This window comes from Streptomyces sp. SID13666, from assembly GCF_010548325.1.
Lineage (GTDB): Bacteria > Actinomycetota > Actinomycetes > Streptomycetales > Streptomycetaceae > Actinacidiphila > Actinacidiphila fildesensis.
Genome location: NZ_JAAGLX010000008.1, coordinates 79,368 through 97,954 on the forward strand (window position 1 = coordinate 79,368; position 18,587 = coordinate 97,954).

The 18,587-nt window shown below is 72.1% G+C and carries 17 protein-coding genes; 5 read left to right on the forward strand and 12 right to left on the reverse strand.

The features are described from left to right. The first annotated feature begins 66 nt into the window (after positions 1-66). Positions 67-1,008, forward strand: a complete 942-nt coding sequence (locus G3I60_RS14160) for a heavy metal transporter (protein ID WP_164295282.1) — start codon at positions 67-69, stop codon at positions 1,006-1,008. Positions 1,009-1,283: 275 nt separating this feature from the next. Beyond that, a complete protein-coding gene (locus G3I60_RS14165) occupies positions 1,284-1,781 on the forward strand; it encodes an ATP-binding protein (protein WP_138351012.1) in 498 nt (165 codons plus the stop codon). A gap of 81 nt (positions 1,782-1,862) precedes the next feature. On the opposite strand, the gene dapC is transcribed toward G3I60_RS14165, so the two are convergent. Beyond that, positions 1,863-2,960, reverse strand: a complete 1,098-nt coding sequence (dapC, locus tag G3I60_RS14170; RefSeq protein WP_164295283.1) for a succinyldiaminopimelate transaminase — start codon at positions 2,958-2,960, stop codon at positions 1,863-1,865. 88 nt (positions 2,961-3,048) lie between these two features. Beyond that, positions 3,049-3,375, reverse strand: coding sequence for a ferredoxin (gene fdxA / locus G3I60_RS14175; protein ID WP_138351014.1), 327 nt, complete (start codon positions 3,373-3,375; stop codon positions 3,049-3,051). A gap of 114 nt (positions 3,376-3,489) precedes the next feature. Between fdxA and G3I60_RS14180 the strand changes: the two genes are divergently transcribed. Together G3I60_RS14180 and G3I60_RS14185 are read left to right on the forward strand one after the other, a co-directional pair. Next, complete coding sequence (locus G3I60_RS14180) at positions 3,490-4,497, forward strand: GNAT family N-acetyltransferase (protein WP_164607198.1); 1,008 nt, start codon at positions 3,490-3,492, stop codon at positions 4,495-4,497. After that, positions 4,494-5,318: a transglutaminase-like domain-containing protein gene (locus G3I60_RS14185; RefSeq protein ID WP_138351015.1), complete on the forward strand. Its 825-nt coding sequence runs from the start codon at positions 4,494-4,496 to the stop codon at positions 5,316-5,318. The genes G3I60_RS14180 and G3I60_RS14185 overlap by 4 nt, the downstream gene beginning before the upstream one ends. Before the next feature lie 15 nt (positions 5,319-5,333). Here the strand turns inward: G3I60_RS14185 and G3I60_RS14190 are convergent, their stop codons facing one another. From G3I60_RS14190 to G3I60_RS14230, 9 genes are all read right to left on the reverse strand, one after another. Continuing rightward, positions 5,334-5,972: a response regulator transcription factor gene (locus G3I60_RS14190; protein ID WP_138351016.1), complete on the reverse strand. Its 639-nt coding sequence runs from the start codon at positions 5,970-5,972 to the stop codon at positions 5,334-5,336. A gap of 26 nt (positions 5,973-5,998) precedes the next feature. Continuing rightward, positions 5,999-8,227, reverse strand: a complete 2,229-nt coding sequence (locus G3I60_RS14195) for an MMPL family transporter (RefSeq protein ID WP_164295284.1) — start codon at positions 8,225-8,227, stop codon at positions 5,999-6,001. Between the two features lie 150 nt (positions 8,228-8,377). Then, positions 8,378-9,559 carry a sensor histidine kinase gene (locus G3I60_RS14200; protein WP_164295323.1) on the reverse strand — a complete coding sequence of 394 codons (1,182 nt, stop codon included), beginning with the start codon at positions 9,557-9,559 and terminating at the stop codon, positions 8,378-8,380. A 106-nt stretch (positions 9,560-9,665) separates the two neighbouring features. Beyond that, complete coding sequence (locus G3I60_RS14205; RefSeq protein ID WP_138351018.1) at positions 9,666-10,406, reverse strand: ABC transporter permease; 741 nt, start codon at positions 10,404-10,406, stop codon at positions 9,666-9,668. Further along, complete coding sequence (locus tag G3I60_RS14210) at positions 10,403-11,359, reverse strand: ABC transporter ATP-binding protein (protein WP_164295285.1); 957 nt, start codon at positions 11,357-11,359, stop codon at positions 10,403-10,405. Before G3I60_RS14210 ends, G3I60_RS14205 begins: the two co-directional genes overlap by 4 nt. A gap of 116 nt (positions 11,360-11,475) precedes the next feature. Next, complete coding sequence (locus G3I60_RS44580) at positions 11,476-13,521, reverse strand: hypothetical protein (RefSeq protein WP_203672897.1); 2,046 nt, start codon at positions 13,519-13,521, stop codon at positions 11,476-11,478. 140 nt (positions 13,522-13,661) lie between these two features. Then, positions 13,662-14,087: a DUF6113 family protein gene (locus G3I60_RS14220; RefSeq protein ID WP_343241281.1), complete on the reverse strand. Its 426-nt coding sequence runs from the start codon at positions 14,085-14,087 to the stop codon at positions 13,662-13,664. Further along, positions 14,084-14,944: an N-acetyl-1-D-myo-inositol-2-amino-2-deoxy-alpha-D-glucopyranoside deacetylase gene (gene mshB, locus G3I60_RS14225; protein ID WP_164295286.1), complete on the reverse strand. Its 861-nt coding sequence runs from the start codon at positions 14,942-14,944 to the stop codon at positions 14,084-14,086. Before mshB ends, G3I60_RS14220 begins: the two co-directional genes overlap by 4 nt. Positions 14,945-14,975: 31 nt before the next feature. Next, positions 14,976-15,170, reverse strand: a complete 195-nt coding sequence (locus G3I60_RS14230) for a hypothetical protein (RefSeq protein ID WP_138351021.1) — start codon at positions 15,168-15,170, stop codon at positions 14,976-14,978. Positions 15,171-15,359: 189 nt separating this feature from the next. Here G3I60_RS14230 and G3I60_RS14235 point away from each other — a divergent pair, with 189 nt between their 5' ends. Next, the gene (locus G3I60_RS14235) at positions 15,360-17,528 is read left to right on the forward strand and encodes a S9 family peptidase (RefSeq protein ID WP_164295287.1); all 2,169 of its coding nucleotides are present in this window, start codon (positions 15,360-15,362) and stop codon (positions 17,526-17,528) included. A 46-nt stretch (positions 17,529-17,574) separates the two neighbouring features. On the opposite strand, the gene G3I60_RS14240 is transcribed toward G3I60_RS14235, so the two are convergent. After that, positions 17,575-18,561 (reverse strand): hypothetical protein, encoded by a 987-nt coding sequence (locus tag G3I60_RS14240; RefSeq protein WP_164295288.1) that lies wholly within the window; start codon positions 18,559-18,561, stop codon positions 17,575-17,577. Positions 18,562-18,587: the final 26 nt, after the last annotated feature.

The following is an 18,587-nucleotide window of genomic DNA, read 5'->3' on the forward strand; positions in this document are numbered from 1 at the left end:
GCGACGTGCGCACGTCCGGCGTCGGCGTTCGGGCTCCGGGAGCGGTGTGTGGGTACGGTGGGCCTCATGTCCCAGCCTTCGCCGACGCCGGAGCGGCGTCCTCGCCGGAACGGCCGCCGACTCCGGCTGACCGTGGCGGGCCTCGTCCTGCTCGGGATCGCCGGATACGGCGCCTACTACGTCGTCGAGAGCCGCTCCCAGCGCGCCGGGTGCACGGTCGCGGCGGACGGCAACACCATGGAGCTCGAATCGCAGCAGGCGGCGAACGCCTCGACGATCGCCGCGGTCGCGACGTCCAGGGGGCTGCCGGAGCGGGCGCTGACGATAGCGCTGGCCACCTCGATGCAGGAGTCGATGCTCCGCAATCTCGACCACGGCGACCGGGACTCGCTCGGCCTGTTCCAGCAGCGGCCCTCGCAGGGCTGGGGCACCCCGGCACAGATCATGGACCCGGTGCACGCCACGAACGAGTTCTTCGACGGCCTGGTGCAGATCGAGGGCTATGCGCGGCTGCCGCTGACCGTGGCCGCCCAGCGGGTGCAGAAGAGCGGCTTCCCCCAGGCGTACGCGAAGCACGAGGCGGACGCGACCCTGCTGACCTCGGCGCTGACCGGCCGGCAGCCCGGCGCGCTCAGCTGCACCCTGAGCTCGGGCGAGACCGTCACGACGGGCGATCCCGCGCGGGTCCGCAAGCAGCTGGCCCGTGAGTTCGGACCGCAGGTCACCCCGCGCCCGGCCGAGGGCAGGGCCGGTGGCGGCACGGCGCGCGAGCGGACCGTCCAGGTGCCGTCGACCCCCGCCGGAGGCGCGGCGGAGGGGGACGGGAAGCGCCGCGGCTGGGAGCTGGCGCAGTGGGCGGTGGCCCATTCCGCGGAGCTGAAGGTCGAGAAGGTCTCGTTCCGGGACAAGCAGTGGCGGGCGGCCGATTCCGGCAAGGGCTGGCAGAAGTCCGACACCAGTGCGGCCGAGACCGCCGACGGAGACGTACGGATCACGGTCGCGCAATAGTGCGGCGCATCACCCGCAGGCGCATAGCGGCTACGTCAAACTCCGGAAGCGGCCAATTCCCCCGACCGGCCGCCAATTCCCTTGTGACGCAAGCGATGTGACGTTTCCTCACTTCTTTGCGCCGTGACCGGAATGGCCCATTTTGCCGGAGCACTATTATGCGACGCATTACCAACTCTTTACCTCGAACGGCCGCAACCTTCGGGCTCCTGGAGCGGTAGTCAGCACGTCCGCCCAGCGGACATGTCCCGTCCCCCCTCCGTAAAAGGAGCACCATGTCCCTCCCCCTTTCGCGTCGGATCGCCCGTGCTGCCCTGCTGATCGGTGCGGCCGCGGCTCCCCTGCTGGGCGCCGGCGCCGCGTCGGCCGCCGAGTTGCCGCAGACGGCTGACCTGGGTGGACTGACCAACCTTGACGGCGCGAGCCTCGGCAACACCCTCGACGGCGCCTCCCAGCAGGCCAGCGGCCTGGCCACCGAGGCCGGCAGCAAGACCGTGCAGACGGCCGTCCCGGCCGCGGGCCGGACGGTCGGCACCACCGGCAAGACCGCCGCCCCGGCCGCCCAGAAGGCCGCAGGCGACGCCGCCGGCTCCACCGGCGATCTCCTCGGCTCGACCACCAAGTCCGTGGGCGCGGCCGGCCTGTCCGGCGCCGACACCCTCCCGGTCGCCGGCATGCCCGGCGGTTCCTCGCTCCCGTCGGCCGGCACCCTCCCGATCAGCACCCTCCCGACCGACGCACTGCCGCTCAGCAGCCTGCCGATCGGCGGCTAGGCACGGCGGACCCACGCGAAGGGGCCCGGAGAGCGCGCGCTCTCCGGGCCCCTTCCGGCGTTGCGGGGACAACAGCGGACGTCAGGCCAGCCGGCGCACCGCGGCGTCCACCCGCTCGTCGAGCGCGGTGAACGCGACCCGTACGAAGTGCGCGCCCGTCGGACCGTAGAACTCGCCCGGCGCGACCAGGATGCCCTGCTTGGCCAGGTCACCGACGGTGTCCCAGCAGGACTCCCCACGCGTCGCCCACAGGTAGAGGCTGGCCTCGCTGTGCTCGATCCGGAATCCGGCGGCCTCGAAGGCGGTCCGCAGCACGGCCCGCCGCCGGGCGTAGCGCTCCTTCTGCACGACGGCGTGCTCGCGGTCGCCGAGCGCGGCGATCATCGCGGACTGCACGGGCGCCGGGACGATCATGCCGGTGTGCTTGCGCACCCCCAGCAGCTCCTTGACGACGGCCGCGTCGCCGGCCAGGAACGCGCCCCGGTACCCGGCGAAGTTGGAGCGCTTGGAGAGCGAGTGGACGGCGATCAGCCCGTCGTGGCTGTCACCGCACACGTCGGGGTGCAGCACGGAGACCGGTGCCGCGTCCCAGCCCAGCTCGATGTAGCACTCGTCGGAGACGACGAGGATGCCGTGCTCGCGCGCCCAGTCCACGATGCGGCGCAGCTCGGCGGCGTCCAGCACCCGGCCGGTCGGGTTCGACGGGGTGTTGAGCCAGAGCAGCCGGACCCGCGCCGGGTCGAGGTCGGCGACCGGGTCGGCGTACGTCACCGGCTCGGCGCGGGCGACGAGCGCCCCGATCTCGTACGTCGGGTAGGCCAGCTCCGGGTAGGCGACCTGATCGCCCTCGCGCAGCCCCAGCAGCGTCGGCAGCCAGCCGACCAGCTCCTTGGAGCCGATCAGCGGCAGCACGTTCGCCGGCTGGGCGCCCGCGATGCCGAGCCGGTCCCGCAGATAGTCCGCGACGGCGTCCCGCAGCGAGCCGGTGCCGTACGTCAGCGGATAGCCGGGGCTGTCCGCCGCGGCGGACAGTGCCTTGCGGATCACGGCCGGGACCGGGTCCACGGGGGTGCCCACCGACAGGTCGACGATGCCGTCGGCGTGTGCGGCCGCCGCGGCCTTGTACGGCTCTAGCCGGTCCCAGGGGAAGACGGGGAGACGGTCGGAGACTGGCGCCACGCTGGTGCTCACTTTCCTGGACGGGAGAACGACACCGGTCCCGTACGGAAGCCTCCCCGTACGGGACCGACGCGTCGTGCGGTCTTGATCAGCCGGGCTGGTTCTGCGGTTCCAGCGCGGCGATGAAGGGGTGGTCCCGCTCGATCAGTCCGAGCTTCGAGGCGCCACCGGGCGATCCGAGCTCGTCGAAGAACTCCACATTCGCCTTGTAGTAGTCCTTCCACTCCTCCGGGGTGTCGTCCTCGTAGAAGATGGCCTCGACCGGGCAGACCGGCTCACAGGCGCCGCAGTCGACGCATTCGTCCGGGTGGATGTACAAGGACCTGGAGCCCTCGTAGATGCAGTCGACCGGGCACTCTTCGATACACGCCTTGTCCTTGACGTCGACACAAGGCTGCGCGATGACGTAGGTCACGCTGTCGTTCCTCCTCGGTAGGGCTCATCTCGCGCGGGAGCGCGGCGTCGTCGATGCCCGCCTCTAGTATCTCCGTTCCTGGGCACGAGACGAACAAGAGGGGCACTGATGACTATGGATTTTGCCGCCACAGGACGGCTAGTGGTCCGCATCAGCCCTGCTGACGTGGGGAAACGCGTTTCGGTACGGCGGGTACTGGAGATCGCTGACGGGCAGCCTACGTTCAGCGACACCCTCGGTGTTCTCGCATCGTGGGATCACGGCGTGGTGTGCGTCACCCGCCGGGACGGTGAAACCGTCCGGATCGCCGAATCCGCGCTGGTCGCGGGAAAGGTCGTGCCCCCCGCTCCGGTCCGCCGCAGCGCTCGGGTGAGCGCGGCGGAGCTCCAGGAAGCGGCCTCGCGCGCCTGGCCGGCCACGGAGAGCGAGCGGCTGGGCGAGTGGACGCTGCGGGCCACAGAAGGGGTGCGCGGAGCGCTCCCTCGGAAGGGTGGTGGTGGGCGACGGGAGGGCTTCACACGGCGGGCCAACTCCGTTCTCGCGCACGGTGATCCGGAGATGCCGCTGGACGAGGCGCTGGAGTTCGTCGTGCGCTGGTACGGCGACCGCGGCACGACCCCGTACCTCCAGGTCCCCGACGACGCGCCGCTCGCCGCCGAGCTCGACCGGCGCGGCTGGCTCCGGGAGGCCGACACCCTGGTCCGTACCGCACCCCTCGCGCCGCTCGCGGAACTGCCCGGCGCGGACGCCGTCACCCTGACCCGCGAGCCCGGGGATTCCTGGCTCGCGTCGTACCACCGCACGGGTGACCTGGCGGAACAGGCACTGAAGGTGGTGCTCGGCGGGCCGTCCGTCTGGTTCGCCACCGCGCCCGGGGCGATCGGGCGCGGCGTGGTGGACGGCCGGTGGGCGCTGTTCGGTGCCGTCGAGGTCGAACCGGCGTTCCGGCGGCGGGGGCTCGCCACCGCGGTGATGGCCGCGCTCGCCCGCCGGGCCGTCGAGGAGGGCGCGTCGTTCGCGTATCTCCAGGTCGAGGCGGACAACGACGCCGCGCGGGCGCTGTACGACCGGATGGGCTTCACCACCCATCACGGCTACCACTACCGCCGGCCGTCGCCGTGACGGGCCCGTGGCGTGAGCGCTTCGCGGAGGCGGCCCGCGAGGAACGGCCCGACCTCGCCGAGCTGTGCCTGCTGATCGGCGCGGAGGCCGACCCCGAGTTCGGCCGGACCGGTCCGGACACGGCGCAGATCGAGCTCGACCGGCTGGCCGGAATGCTGCCCTACGGCCTCACGACGCCCGACGACTGGGCCCGCGCGCTGTCCGCGCTCCTCGGCGGCACCTGCGGCTTCGCCGGGCTGCCCGCCGACTACGGGCGGCTGGAGTCCTCGCTGCTGCACGAGGTTCTGCGCCGCCGGCGCGGTCTGCCGATCCTGCTGTCGGTGGTCTGGATCGAGGTCGGCCGGCGGGCCGGCGCCCCGGTCTACGGGGTGGCCCTGCCCGGCCATTTCGTCGTCGGCCTGGGCGATCCCGCCGGGCACTTCGTGCTCGCCGACCCGTTCCACGGCGGCCGGGTGCTCGACTCCGACGACGCCGGGCTGCTCGTCGCGGGCGCGACCGGCGCCCCGCTGGCGCCGGACATGCTGGTGCCCGCCGACCCGCTCGACATCGTGCTGCGGGTGCTGAACAACATCCGCGCCTGGGCGGCCGCCCGGCCCGAGGAGATCGGCGTGCAGCTGTGGGCCGTCGAGCTCGCCCTGCTGCTCCCCCGGCACCCGGCCCGGCTGCGCTACGAACGCGCCCAGCTCCTCGTACGGCGCGGTGACTACCTGCAGGGCGCGGCCGAGATGGAGGCCTACGCGGAGATGCTGAAGATCATCGATCCGGAGGCCGCGAAGTCCATCCAGGGACAGGCCAGATCGGCGCGCGCGCTGCTGAACTGAGCCGCCGGACAGACCCTAGAGCCAGCCCTTCTCGCGGGCGATCCGCACCGCTTCCGCCCGGTTGCGGGCGCCCGTCTTCTGGATCGCCGTCGAGAGGTAGTTGCGGACCGTGCCCTCGGACAGCAGCAGGCTCCGTGCGATCTCCGCGTTCACCGACCCGTCGGCCGCCGCCCGCAGCACGTCCCGCTCGCGGGCGGTCAGCGGGTCCGCCCCGTCGGCCAGCGCCGCCGCCGCGAGCGTCGGGTCGATGACCCGCTCCCCGCGCAGCACCCGCCGTACCGCGTCGGCGAGCTGGGACGCCGGGGCGTCCTTGACGAGGAACGCCTCGGCGCCGGACTCCATCGCGCGCCGCAGGTACCCGGGGCGGCCGAACGTCGTGACGATCACGATCCTGATGTCCGGCAGCGCCTTGCGCAGCTGCGCCGCCGCCTCGATCCCGGTCAGGCCGGGCATCTCGATGTCGAGCAGCGCCACGTCCGGTGCGTAGGCGCGGGCCGCCGCCAGCACCTCGTCGCCCCGGGCGACCTGGGCGACCACCTCGATGTCGTCCTCCAGGCCCAGCAGCGTGGCCAGCGCTTCCCGCACCATCGACTGGTCGTCGGCGAGGAGGACTCGTACGTTCCGTGCGGGTGGCCCGCCGCTGGCCTCAGTCATACGGCCAGAGTAGGGCCGCCGCGCCGTCAGGCCGTCGTACCCTCGGCGTCCACGTGCGGCAGCACCCGGTCGAGCCAGCGCGGCATCCACCACGCGTGCCGGCCGAGCAGCGTCATGACCGCGGGCACCAGCAGGAGCCGGACGATGGTGGCGTCGATCAGGACGCTCACCGACAGGCCGAGACCCAGCATCTTGATGACGATGTTGTCGCTGAGGATGAACGCGGCGAAGACGCTCACCATGATCAGCGCGGCGCAGGTGATCACCCGTGCGGTGATCTCCAGACCGTGCGCCACGCTGCCCTTGCTGTCCCCGGTGCGCTCCCAGGCCTCGTGCACCCGCGAGAGCAGGAACACCTCGTAGTCCATGCTGAGCCCGAAGACGATGGCGAACATCATCATCGGCACATAGCTCTCGATCGGGACCGTGCCGTTGACGCCGAGTGCCGGGCCGCCCCAGCCCCACTGGAACACCGCGACCACCACCCCGTACGAGGCGGCGATCGACAGCAGGTTGAGCACGGCGGCCTTGAGCGCCACCAGCAGACCGCGGAAGACGGTCAGGATGATGATGAAGGCCAGCCCCACCACCACCGCGATGATCAGCGGCAGCCGTGCGGAGATCAGGTCCAGGAAGTCCACCTGGGCGGCGGTCGTCCCGGTCAGATAGGTGCGGGCGGCGGTGCCCGACACCGCCTTCGGCAGGACGTCGTCCTCGAGATGGTTGGTCAGATCCGTGGTGCCCGCGGCCTGCGGAACGACCTCGGAGATCGCGGTGGAGATCAGCACCTGGCCGTTGCTGGTGGGCTGCGGCGGGCTGATGCTCGCCGCGCCGGGTACGCCGGTGAGCGCCTTCTGCACCGAGGTGGCCAGCGCCGCCCGGTCGGCGGCCGGTACGTCGGTCTGGTCGACCACGATGGTCAGCGGACCGTTGGCACCGGGCCCGAAGCCTTCGCTGATCAGGTCGAACGCCCGCCGGTCGGTGAAGCTGGTCGGATCGGCGCCGTCATCGATATGGCCGAGCCGGATCGACAGCAGCGGGATCGCCAGGACCGCGATCACCACCACCCCGCCGAGCAGGAACCACCAGGGGCGGCGCTCCACCCGCTGGGCGTACCGGTGCCAGCCGCCCTGCGCCTCGCCCTCCAGGCCCTGGGTGCCCTCCGCGACGGGCTTGCGGAAGGTGAAGCGGTCGATCCGGCGACCGATCAGTCCGAGCAGCGCGGGGACCAGGGTGAGCGCGCCCAGCACCGCTGTGACCACGGTGACGCCCGCCGCCACGCCCAGCTTGCCGATGAAGCTGACCCGCGACACGTACAGGCCGAGCAGCGCGACGATCACCGTGCAGCCGGAGACCAGGACCGCCCGGCCGCTGGTGGCCACCGCCCGGCCCGCCGCGACGGGCGGATCGTCGCCGTCCATCAGCAGCTGGCGGTAGCGGGTGATCAGGAACAGCGCGTAGTCGATGCCCACGCCGAGCCCGATCATCGTGGCCAGGGTCGGCGAGACACTCGCGAAGGTGGAGGCCGCCGCCAGCAGGCTCAGACAGCTCAGCCCGACGATCACCGCGATCAGCGCGCTGACGAGCGGCAGGCCGGCGGCGATGACGCTGCCGAATCCCACCAGCAGGACGACCACCGCGACGGCGAACCCGATGGCCTCGCTGGTGAAGTCCTTGGTGTCGGGCCGGGCGGCCTCGCCGAGAGGTCCGCCGTACTCGACGTCGATGCCCGCGGACCGCAGCGAGGCGACGGCGCCGTCGACGTTGCCGACCAGGGATTCGCCGATCGACGTGGGATTCTTGTCGAAGCGGACGGTGATGTAGCCGATCGTCCCGTCCTTGGAGATCGCACCCGTCGGCGGGGCGGACGCCGAGGCCGGCAGCGGGCTCGTCACCGAGGTCACGTGCGGGACCTTCTGGAGCGCGGCGACGGTCTGGTTGATCTGGTCCGTGACGCCGGTCAGCTGGCCCTTGGAGTCGTGCATGATCACCTGGGCGCTGGTGCCGCTGGAGGCCGGAGCGTTCTTCTGGAGCACCTGCTGGCCGGTGTTCGACTGGGTGCCCGGCAACGAGAAGTCGTCCGAGTACGTGCCGCCGAAGGTGCTCTGCAGGACGTGCAGCCCGGCCAGGGCGACCAGCCAGACGATGATGACCACGACGCAGCGCCGGGCGCACCACTCACCGAGCCTGCGCAGTGCTCCCGCGCGTTCGGAGCCGGGCCCCGGTCCGGCGCTCGTGGCACGTCGTGCAGCCATGCGTTCTCCCTGGAGCCCTGGGATGCGAACGGCGATCGGCGGACCGGCGCCGGCCGAGGCGGTCTTCGGCTGGTGATAGGTAGCCGACGGAGCTCCGCGGGAAACCGGCACACGGCCGAACGGGGGGACGCGACGCCGCCGCGTACCAGGTCAGGCGAGGGGCGGAACCGCGACCACAGGGGTACGCCGTGGCACGCTCGCGCTGAGCGTGAAGCCGGTCGGCGCCGCCGGGCCGGTGGTGAGGCTGCCGCCGGCGAGCAGCAGGCGCTCCTCCAGGCCGGAGAGGCCGTTGCCGGGGCCGCCGGCGGGGCCGCGGCCGTCGTCCGTCACGGTGAGGACGACGGTGCCGGCCCCGTCGTCGGACCGCTCGGTGAGGGTGATCACGCAGCGGGTGGCGCCGCTGTGCCGGATGACGTTGGTGATCGCCTCACGAAGGGCCCAGGCCAGCGCGCCCTCGGTGTCCGGGGCGAGCGCCGGGGACGTTCCGTCGTCCTGTGCGGCCGCGGTGGGCGGCAGCTCCACCGGGAGGTCGGCGGCGATGCCGGCGGCGGCCAGTGCGGTGCGGGCCCCGGCCAGTTCGGTGGCCAGCGTGGGGCGGCGGTAGCCGCTCACCGCCTCACGGACGTCGACGAGCGCCTGGCGGCTGACCTTCTCGATGTCGGCGACCTGCTGCGCGGCGTCCACCGGCCGGTCCGGGAGCATCCGGCCGGCCAGCTCGCTCTTGAGCGTGATCAGGGACAGCGAGTGGCCGAGCAGATCGTGCAGATCACGGGCGAGCCGCAGCCGTTCCTCGGTCGCGGCGAGCTGCGCCACGGTCTCCCGCGCCTCGCGCAGCTCCCGCATCGTCTGGACGAGTTGTCTGATGCCCACCATCGCGAACCCTCCGAGGAGGCAAGGGATCAGCAGCGCCGGAAAGAGGTCCCGCTGGGTGTCGACGAAGGAGCCGATGAGGGCGAGCGCCCCGGTGGCGGCCGGGATCAGCCAGCGGGACCGGGTCGGCGGCAGAACCGCCCCGCACGCCACCGAGACGTAGACGAAGAGCACCAGCCAGGGCTTGCCCAGGGTCGCCGAGGTGACCGCCGCCAGCCCGGCGAGGGCGCACAGCACCCAGTACACCCAGCGCTTCTCCTCCTCGGTGTTGGTCCGCAGGAAGACCAGCGACAGATAGGCGATGACGAATCCCGTGAGGCCCAGCGAGGCCAGGACGACCACCGCGGTCCCGTGGCCGCCGTGCACCAGGTCGTCCACCGGGGCGCCCAGGTAGAGCATCCAGATGGCGATCCACAGCAGCTTGACCACGGCCTGCCTGCGGGTCTCCGGCACGCGGCCCATGGAGGTGGAGTCGGCGGCCTCCAGCTCCGCGCGCCACGGCGCCCAGTTCTCTCGTCCGGCGCGGGCGCCGTCGGCGGGGTTCACGGACTTCACGGGCTTCACGGTGTCACGCCTTCTGGGTGTCCTTGCGGTACAGGTACGCCGCGCCGCCCGCGAAGACCAGCAGATAGACCAGCAGGATCGCGATGTCCTTCACATGCGGGGCGTCCCCGAGCTCGACGGCCTGGCCGAGCGCCGCGTAGGGCCGGGCCGGCAGGTACTGGGCGATGTTCTGCATCCACTGCGGGAAGGATGTGAAGGGCACCCACAGACCGCCCAGCAGCGCCAGCGCGAAGTAGGCGATCATCGAGATCGGCCGGGCGACATCGGCGGACGCGACGTAGCCGATGGCCACCCCGAGCGCCGCGAAGACGAAGCTGCCGGCCCAGCTGCACAGCAGGATCGCGACCCACTGCCAGGCGTCCAGCCGCACCTGCTTCACGGCCGCACCGACGATCATGACGAGCAGGATCGACGGCAGGCTGATGGTGGCCGCCGAGGCGATCTTCGCGGTGACGTAGCCGCGGCCGGGCAGCGCGGTGAGCCGCAGCTGGCGCACCCAGCCCTTCTCGCGCTCCCGGGCGATCCGCTCGGCGTTGCCCATCAGGACGGCCGTCATGGCGCCGAACGCGGACATCGCGACCATGAAGTACGCGACCGTCGACAGATCGGTGCCGGGCAGCTTCGCCTTGGGGTCGGTGCCCGCCGTGATGATCAGGAAGAGCAGCGGCGGATAGATCACCGAGAAGAACATGAACTTCTTGTTGCGCAGGACGCGCAGGATCTCCAGCTTGATCAGAGTCTTCATCGCTCTTCCGCCTCCTCGGCGGATGCCGCGTCGGTGATGGCGAGGAACGCCTGCTCCAGGCCGAGGCCCGCGACTTCGAGATTGCGGGGGTAGAGCCCCAGGCCGTAGACCGCGTGCATCGTCGCGTCGGCGTCGTCGGAACGGATCCGGACGGTGGCCCCGGACACCTCGACGCCCACCAGGTGCGGCAGCGCCCTGAGCGCGGGCTCGTCGATCGCGCCCTGGAGGTCGAAGGTGATCCGGCGGGCACCGGCCCGCGCCTTGATCTCGGCGGCGGTGCCGTCGGCGATGAGCCGGCCGCGGTGCAGGACCAGGACGCGGTCCGCGATCGCGTCCGCCTCCTCCAGGTAGTGGGTGGCGAACAGCACCGTGCGGCCCTCGTCGACCCGGCGGCGCATCGTCGCCCAGAACGCCTGACGGGCGGTGACGTCCATCCCGACGGTCGGCTCGTCGAGCACGATCAGATCGTTGTCGCCGGCGGTGGCGAGCGCGAAGCGGACCCGCTGCTCCTGGCCGCCGGAGAGCTTGTTGACCTTGCGGTCGCCGATGTCGGTGATGTCGGCGGTGGCCAGCACCTCGTCCACCGGGTAGGCACGCGGGTGCAGCGCACAGGCCAGGGAGATGATCTCCCGCACCGTCACGTCCTCCATGAGGCCGCCGCTCTGCAGCATCGCGCCGACCCGGCCCTGCGCGATGGCCTGCGCAGGGGTGGTGCCGAAGACCTTGATGCCGCCGGAGTCGGGGTTGCGCAGCCCGAGCAGCAGATCGAGGGCCGAGGACTTGCCGGCCCCGTTGGGACCGAGCAGCGCCACGGTCTCGCCTGGGTGCAGGGTCAGGGTGAGGTCGGCGACAGCGTGCACAGGGCCGAAGCTCTTGTTCACGCCGCTGAAGCCGACCACGGGTTCGCCCGTGGCGGGCCCGTCGGTCGCGGTCTGTACGGCTGGTGCGGTCATGGCATCAGCTTCGCCGAGCGGCGGGCCCTCCCGGCAGTGCCGGACATCGTGTCTTCCGCATGACAGATGTCATGGTCCGGACCGCTGCCGGGGGCCCAGGACGATACGACCTGGCGCTACTTCGCCACGTGCGGGATCACCACGGTCTTCTTGGACTGGTCCGACGAGTTCAGCGCCGGCAGCATCGCGTCGGCGACGTCCTTCGGGGTGACGGCGGACTTCGTGCCGTTGTCCCGCACGATGAGCACGCCGGTGAACGCCTTGCCGTACAGGTCCTTGAGGACGGCCAGGTCGAAGGACGGCTGGAGCTTGCCGTTGGCGTCCGCGACCATCGTCAGGAACTTGGGCAGCGACTTGTTCGGGCCGAACGGGACCTTGTGCGAGCCGTCGGCCTTCACGGTGACGATCCCGGCCATCGCGGACTTGCCGAAGCCGGCGATCGCCTCGTCGATCTGGGCCTGGGTGACCTTCGGCTGCACGGTCGTGGCGGTCAGCTCCACCAACTGGTCCCGGCCGGTCTCGGCGCGGGTCCGGTACGCGTCGGTGACCTTCTTCATCGAGCCGTCGACGTCGACGGCCTGCCGCGGGGTGCCGGGTACGCCGACGGCCTTGCCGCTGACGAACTTCACCATGCCCTCGGAACCGGATCCGCCGGCCGCCTGCTGCGACAGGTTCTGCAGCGCGGACTTCAGCTTCTCGTCGTCCTCGACGAGCACGGGTTCGGCCGGCCGCGCTCCGCCGAGGAGCGAGCCGATCACCGAGACCGGGTTGTAGTCGGTGTGCGCGACGGAGCGGACGGTGGCCAGGTTGTCGATGGAGAGGCCGGCCACCGAGGGCTTGAGCTCCAGCGTCCGGGCGCCGATCTTCACCTTGATCGGGGCGGTGATGCGGTTGCCGAGCTTCGCGTCGAGCGCCTTGACGGCCTCGTCGCGCGACTTCCCGCCGATGTCGACACCGAGGACGGTGGTGCCCTTGGGCACTTCGGCGTGGTTCATCAGCAGGCCGGCGCCGTAGGCGATACCCGCGAGGAAGACCAGGAGGCCGCCCGCCAATATCACCTTGGAGCGGCCCTTGGGCTTCGCCGGAGTGCTGTCCGCCTCGAAGCGGTAGGAGTCCTCGCCGGCGGCCGGCGGCTTGGGCGTCCTGGGGCCGGCGGGCACCGTCGGGATGCCGCTGACCAGCGTGTCGCCCGACACGCGCCCACCGGGAGCACCGGGGGTGGCGGGAGCACCGGGCCCGGTGGTGCCGGGGGCGGGCTGGCCCGCCAGGGGCAGCCGCGCCGCGCCGGTCACCGGGCCGGTGGTCGGTCCCGCCGGTCCTTGCGGACCCTGGCCCGCGGGCGGCTGGTAGGCGGGGAAAGGCGTACTGCGGTCGCCCTCACCGGGCGCTCCGCCCGGCCCGAACGGGGGGCCGTTGAACGCCGGGTCGGCGAAGCCGGGATCGCGGTAGGACGGATCGCTGAACGCGGGGTCCTGCGGGGCCAGCGGGTTCGAGCCGGGCCACGGGGTGTCGTCCCGGTTCCCGGGGAAGGCTCCCGGGCCACCGAGCGGGGTGCCCATCGGCGGCGCCAGGTACGGGCCCGCCGTCGGCTGTCCGCCGGCCGGCCGGGGGTCGCGGACGTCGTCGGGGAACTGCAGGCCGGCGACGCTGATCGGCTGGGTGCTGTCCGATGCCGGAGGCGGCGTGGGACCGGGTGCGGGGGACGGCGCGGGAGCCGCCGCGGAGGTCTTCCGGGGGGCGAACCAGTCGCTGGTCCGCTCCGGCCCGGGGGCCTCGTCCGGCTCCGGTTCCCCGGCCGGCTCGGCAGCGGGCGCGGGCGCCGGCACGGCGTTCCAACTGGACGCGGGGCGGCCCGGGTCGGGGTCGCCGGACGGTTCCGCGGGCGTGCGGTCCTCGACGGGGGTCCGCATGACCAGCGGCGGAATCGGCCGGGATCCGGGGATGTTGATCCGGATCCTGGTGGTCATCGTGGTCTCGGTCCTGGGCTCCTCGGCGGCCGGCGGCACCGGTGCCTCGGGCGTGGCGTCGCCGTCCTGCGACCCCTCCTGCGGGTGCAGCGACGGAAACGGGCGGGTTCCGTACGGCGGGGTCCCCGACGGGTACGCGGCCCCGCCGCGACCCCCCTGGTTCCCGGAGGACGAACTGTCAGTTTCACGACTCAAAGCAGGCTCTCCCGGTTAGCTTCGCCACCTCACGGCCATCCTCAGGCGGCTCGCCAGCGCGCACCACCATACTGGGCGGCGCCGGAGCGATCCCCGTGACCGGTGGAACGCTCGCTCCTCAGCACACCACGGACAGCGGGTCAGCCGCCAAGTCGGGAGTCATTAGCCCCGGATGAGGGCAATTGCGGCAAAGTGGCGCAGACCACTCCCACGAGTGCTCCCCCCAACAGATAGATGTACGGGCCGATACCGGCCGCGAAGAGGAAGTCGCCCTCGGGTCGCGCGGAGCTCAGCAGCATCACGGTGATCAGCCACACGGCGCCCGGTACCGCCGCTCCCAACCGGGTGCCGGTGAGCTTCACCCCGCCGTAGAACAGCCCGGCGACGCCCGCCAGCGCGAGCAGCAGCCCGCCGGGGAACCAGCCGTCCTGGACCAGCGCGCCGGCCCCGCCGACCAGCGCGGCGAGCACCCCGAGCACGAGATACGACACGGTCCGGCCCGTGCCGCCCATCCCCGCCGATCGCTGTGCTTCCTTGCCCGCACCCGCCGTCGTGGCCGGCCTCATACCCGCACCCCGGCGAACAGGTCGTCCTCGCGCTCCGCGCCCGCGGTCCCCTGCACCAGCACGTAGTACTCGGAGGCGAACAGCGGCTGCCCGAGGTCGTTGGAGAGGGCGAAGAACGGGCCGTCCACCGCGATCTGGGTGAAGTGGGCGCGCATCGCCGCGGCCTTGCGCTCCCCGTACGCGGTCCCGTCGATCGCCGCCGTCACCTTCGCGTCGTCGACCACACCCGGTACGTCGTCGGCCGAGGCGATCCCCTCGAAGGGGATCTCCTTGCCGGCCGCCTTGAGGGCCGCGAAGCCCTCCTCGATCACGGAGCGCGGTACGCAGTTCCAGTAGATCTTCTCGATGGCGTGGCCCTCCGCCGCGGCCAGCTCGGCCGCGCGCATCGCGACACGGTGCGCCTGGATGTGGTCGGGGTGCCCGTAGCCGCCGTTCGGGTCGTAGGCGACCAGCACCTGCGGCCGGACCTCGCGGATGACTTCCACGAGATGGCCGGCGGCCTCGTCCACGTCGGCCTGCCAGAAGCAGTCCGGGTTCTCGTTCTGGACGACGCCCATCATCCCCGAGTCGCGGTAGCGGCCGGGCCCGCCCAGGAAGCGGTGATCGGTGACCCCGAGCTCCTTCATGGCCGCTGCGAGCTCTCCGATGCGATGCCGGCCGAGGGTGTCGTCACGGTCCGCGGCCAGATGCGCGAGATCGGTCGGGATGACCTCGCCCTCTTCGCCGAGAGTGCAGGTCACGAGGGTGACATGGGCGCCTTCGGCCGCGTACTTGGCCATCGTCGCGCCATTGTTGATCGACTCGTCGTCCGGGTGCGCATGGACGAGCAGCAGCCGCCTGGGAGGGAGATCGCTCATGGGGAGAGCGTAACGACCCGGTGCGTGCCCCTCAGAACTTGAAGCCCCCGATCATGCCCGCGACGCTCGTCGTCAGCTGCTGGATCGTCGGGGCCACGGAGGAGCTCGCCAAGTAGAAGCCGAGCAGCGTGCAGACCACCGCGTGGCCGCCTTTGAGCCCAGACTTCTTGACCAGCAGGGCCACGACGATCAGCAGCAGCAGCACCGCCGAAATCGATAGCGCCACAACGGCTCACCTCCCAGGTACGCAGGGGCACGACACTTGCCAGTTGCTACTAACCCTTACCCACACACGGCAACTGATCATAACTTTCCGTGCCACCGCATATCTCGGTGCACGGAAGCACGCGGGGGCGCATAGCCGGTTTTCCGCCAGACCCGGTCGACGCCGGTACGGCCCTCTAGGGTCGGTGGCATGACTGAAGAGCTCTCGTTTCCACGTCAGCACGCCCGGACGCAGCGCTTCTCGCTGGGCTCACCCCGGGCGTTCACCGTCTCGCCGGACGGGGAGCGCGTGGCGTTCCTGCGGTCCCGGTCGGGGACCGACGCGTCGAATCTGCTGTGGATCCTCGATCCGGAATCCGGTCAGGAGCGCATCGCGGCGGATCCGGCGGCGCTGCTGGCGGGGGCCGGCGAGGAGCTCTCCGCGCAGGAGCGGGCGCGGCGGGAGCGCAGCCGTGAGGGGTCGTCCGGGGTGGTCGGCTATGCGGTGGACCAGGCCGTGGAGCTGGCGGCGTTCGCGCTCTCCGGGCGGCTGTTCGTGGCCGAGCTGCGGGCCGGGACGGCGCGCGAGCTGTCCACCGCGGGCCCCGTCGTCGACCCCCGGCCGTCGCCCGACGGGCGCCGGGTGGCGTACGTCGCGGGCGGCGCGCTCCGGGTCGTCGACGCGGACGGCGGCAACGACCGGGCGCTCGCGGAGCCGGACGGCGACGAGGTGACGTGGGGGCTGGCGGAGTTCATCGCGCAGGAGGAGATGAGCCGCAGCCGCGGCTTCTGGTGGTCGCCGGACGGAGAGCGGCTGCTGGCCGCCCGGGTCGACGAGACCCCCGTACAGCGCTGGTGGATCGCCGACCCGGCCCATCCGGGCCGCCGCCCGGCGGAGATCGCCTACCCGGCGGCCGGTACGGCCAACGCGGTGGTGACGCTGGCGCTGGTCGACCTCGACGGTTCCCGGGTGGACGTGGAGTGGGACCGGGAGCGCTACCCGTATCTCGCGCAGGTGCACTGGTCGGCGGCCGGCCCGCCCGTTCTGCTCGTCCAGGCGCGTGACCAGCGCGGTCAGCTCTTCCTCAGCGTCGACACCGACTCCGGCCGCACCCACCCGGTGCACGCCGAGGAAGATCAGGATTGGCTTGATCTTTTCCCCGGGGTGCCGGCCTGGACGCCGGATGGGAAGCTGGTCCGGATCGCCGACATCAAGGGGGGCGCGAAGCTCCCTGGAGGGGTGGTGGCGGGCGACGGGCGGGCCGGGGCGCGCGTCCTGGTCGTCGGCGACCGGCCGCTGACCGGCGCGCAGCTGCACATCAGGGCCGTGCTCGACATCACCGCGGACGACGTCCTCGTCTCGGCGTCGGCCGGGGCCGCGGCGGACACCCCCGAGATCGGCGAGATCCACGTCTACCGGGTGGGCGAACACGGCGTCACCCGGGTCTCGGACGAGCCCGGCGTGCACTCCGCGGTCCGCTCCGGGCCCCTGACGGTGCTCACCTCCGCGACGCTGGAGACCGCCGGCGCCCGGGTGCGGGTCCTGCGGGACGACAAGCCGGCCGCCGTCATCACCTCGTACGCGCAGCAGCCGGCGCTACGGGCGGTCGTCCGGCTGACCGAGGCGGGCGAACGCCGGATCCCGGCGGCGGTCCTGCTGCCGACCGGATACCGGGAGGGCGACGGGCCGCTGCCGGTCCTCATGGACCCGTACGGCGGGCCGCACGGCCAGCGCGTGGTGTCGGCGCACAACGCCCACCTGGTCTCGCAGTGGTTCGCCGACCAGGGCTTCGCGGTGATCGTCGCGGACGGTCGCGGCACCCCCGGCCGCTCCCCCGCCTGGGAGAAGTCCGTCGTCGGCAATCTCGCCGGGATCACGCTGGACGACCAGGTCGACGCGCTGCACGCGCTGGCCGGGTCGTACCCGCTGGACCTGGACCGGGTCGGCATCCGCGGCTGGTCGTACGGCGGCTATCTCTCCGCGCTCGCCGTGCTGCGCCGCCCCGACGTCTTCCACGCGGGCGTCGTCGGCGCGCCCGTCACCGATCTGCGGCTGTACGACACGCACTACCAGGAGCGCTACCTCGGCCACCCGGACGAGCACCCCGAGGTGTACGCCGCCAACTCCCTCGTCACCGACGAGGGGTTGTCGGGTGCGGCGGACCAGGTCCGGCCGATGATGATCATCCACGGTCTCGCGGACGACAACGTCCTGGTGGCGCACTCGCTGCGGCTGTCCTCCGCGCTGCTGGCGGCGGGCCGGCCGCACGAGGTGCTCCCGCTCTCCGGGGTCACGCACATGACCCCGCAGGAGGAGGTCGCGGAGAACCTGCTGCTGCTCCAGGTGGCGTTCCTCAAGCGGACGCTGGGCGTCGCGTAACCACCGGCGGCAGAAGCCGCGCGCTCCGCGCCCGCAGTCCCGCCCGCTACCAGCCGGGCGGTGTCTGGGGGCGCGGTGGCGTGTTCGGCGGGTACTCCGGCGGGAGGGGCGGCGGGCCGCCGAACGGCGACTGGCCGTACGGGGCGTCGTTGTACGGGGCTGGGGCGGGCGGTGCGCCCCACGCGCCGTACTGACCTCCTGGCGCCCCCCAGGCGGGCACTACCGGCGGACGGTGTGTGCCGCGCAGCGCAAGCAGCAGGATGATCAGGATTCCCGCGACGACCTCCACGACGGAGGTGAGCTGCTGCAGGATGTCGGTGGTGTCCAGGTCGCCGAACTCGAAGAGCATCTTCTGCTTGGCGTAGATGTCCAGCGTGAACACCGCGTAGGCGGCCAGCAGCCACCCCAGTGCCATGCCCAGCGGGCGCGCGACCGGCTTCCTGGCGAACGCCTGCACCGCGGCGACCACACACAGCACGATCACCACCCAGTCCACCCAGAAACCCGGCGGGGCGAGCAGGACGCCGGAGGGCTGCTTCCCGGTGAACTGGCGCCAGTACGAGAACGGTCCCATGCGGTCCGAGGTGAAGTGCTGGATGTAGTACGCCTCCCAGGCGACGGACGCCAGCGCGAGGAACATCAGCAGCAGCCCGCCGAAGATCGCGGGTCCGGTGCGCGGCGGAGCGGGCGGCTCACCGTCGGCCGGTGAGACCGCCGGGCGCCGTCCGGCGGCCGCGACGACGATGAGCGCCACGGCGGCGAGGACCGCACCGATCGCGGTGTACAGCGCACGGTCCCGCAGGTGGAGGCCCCGGGTTTCGTCCTCGGTCAGGATCCACAGCAGCGGGAGCCGGTAGAGCAGCGTGAGCACTCCGGCCGTCACGAAGGCGCCGGAGGCGATCGGCTGCGCGGCCGCCAGCAGGGCGCCCAGATAGATCACCACCAGAATCACGTCCGTGATGGACGTGCCGAGCGGCGCATGCTGCTGACCAGAGAAAATACGTCCGATCCAGGTCAGAAATGTGTCTTTCACGCCCACATTGCCGATGTCCCGGCCGA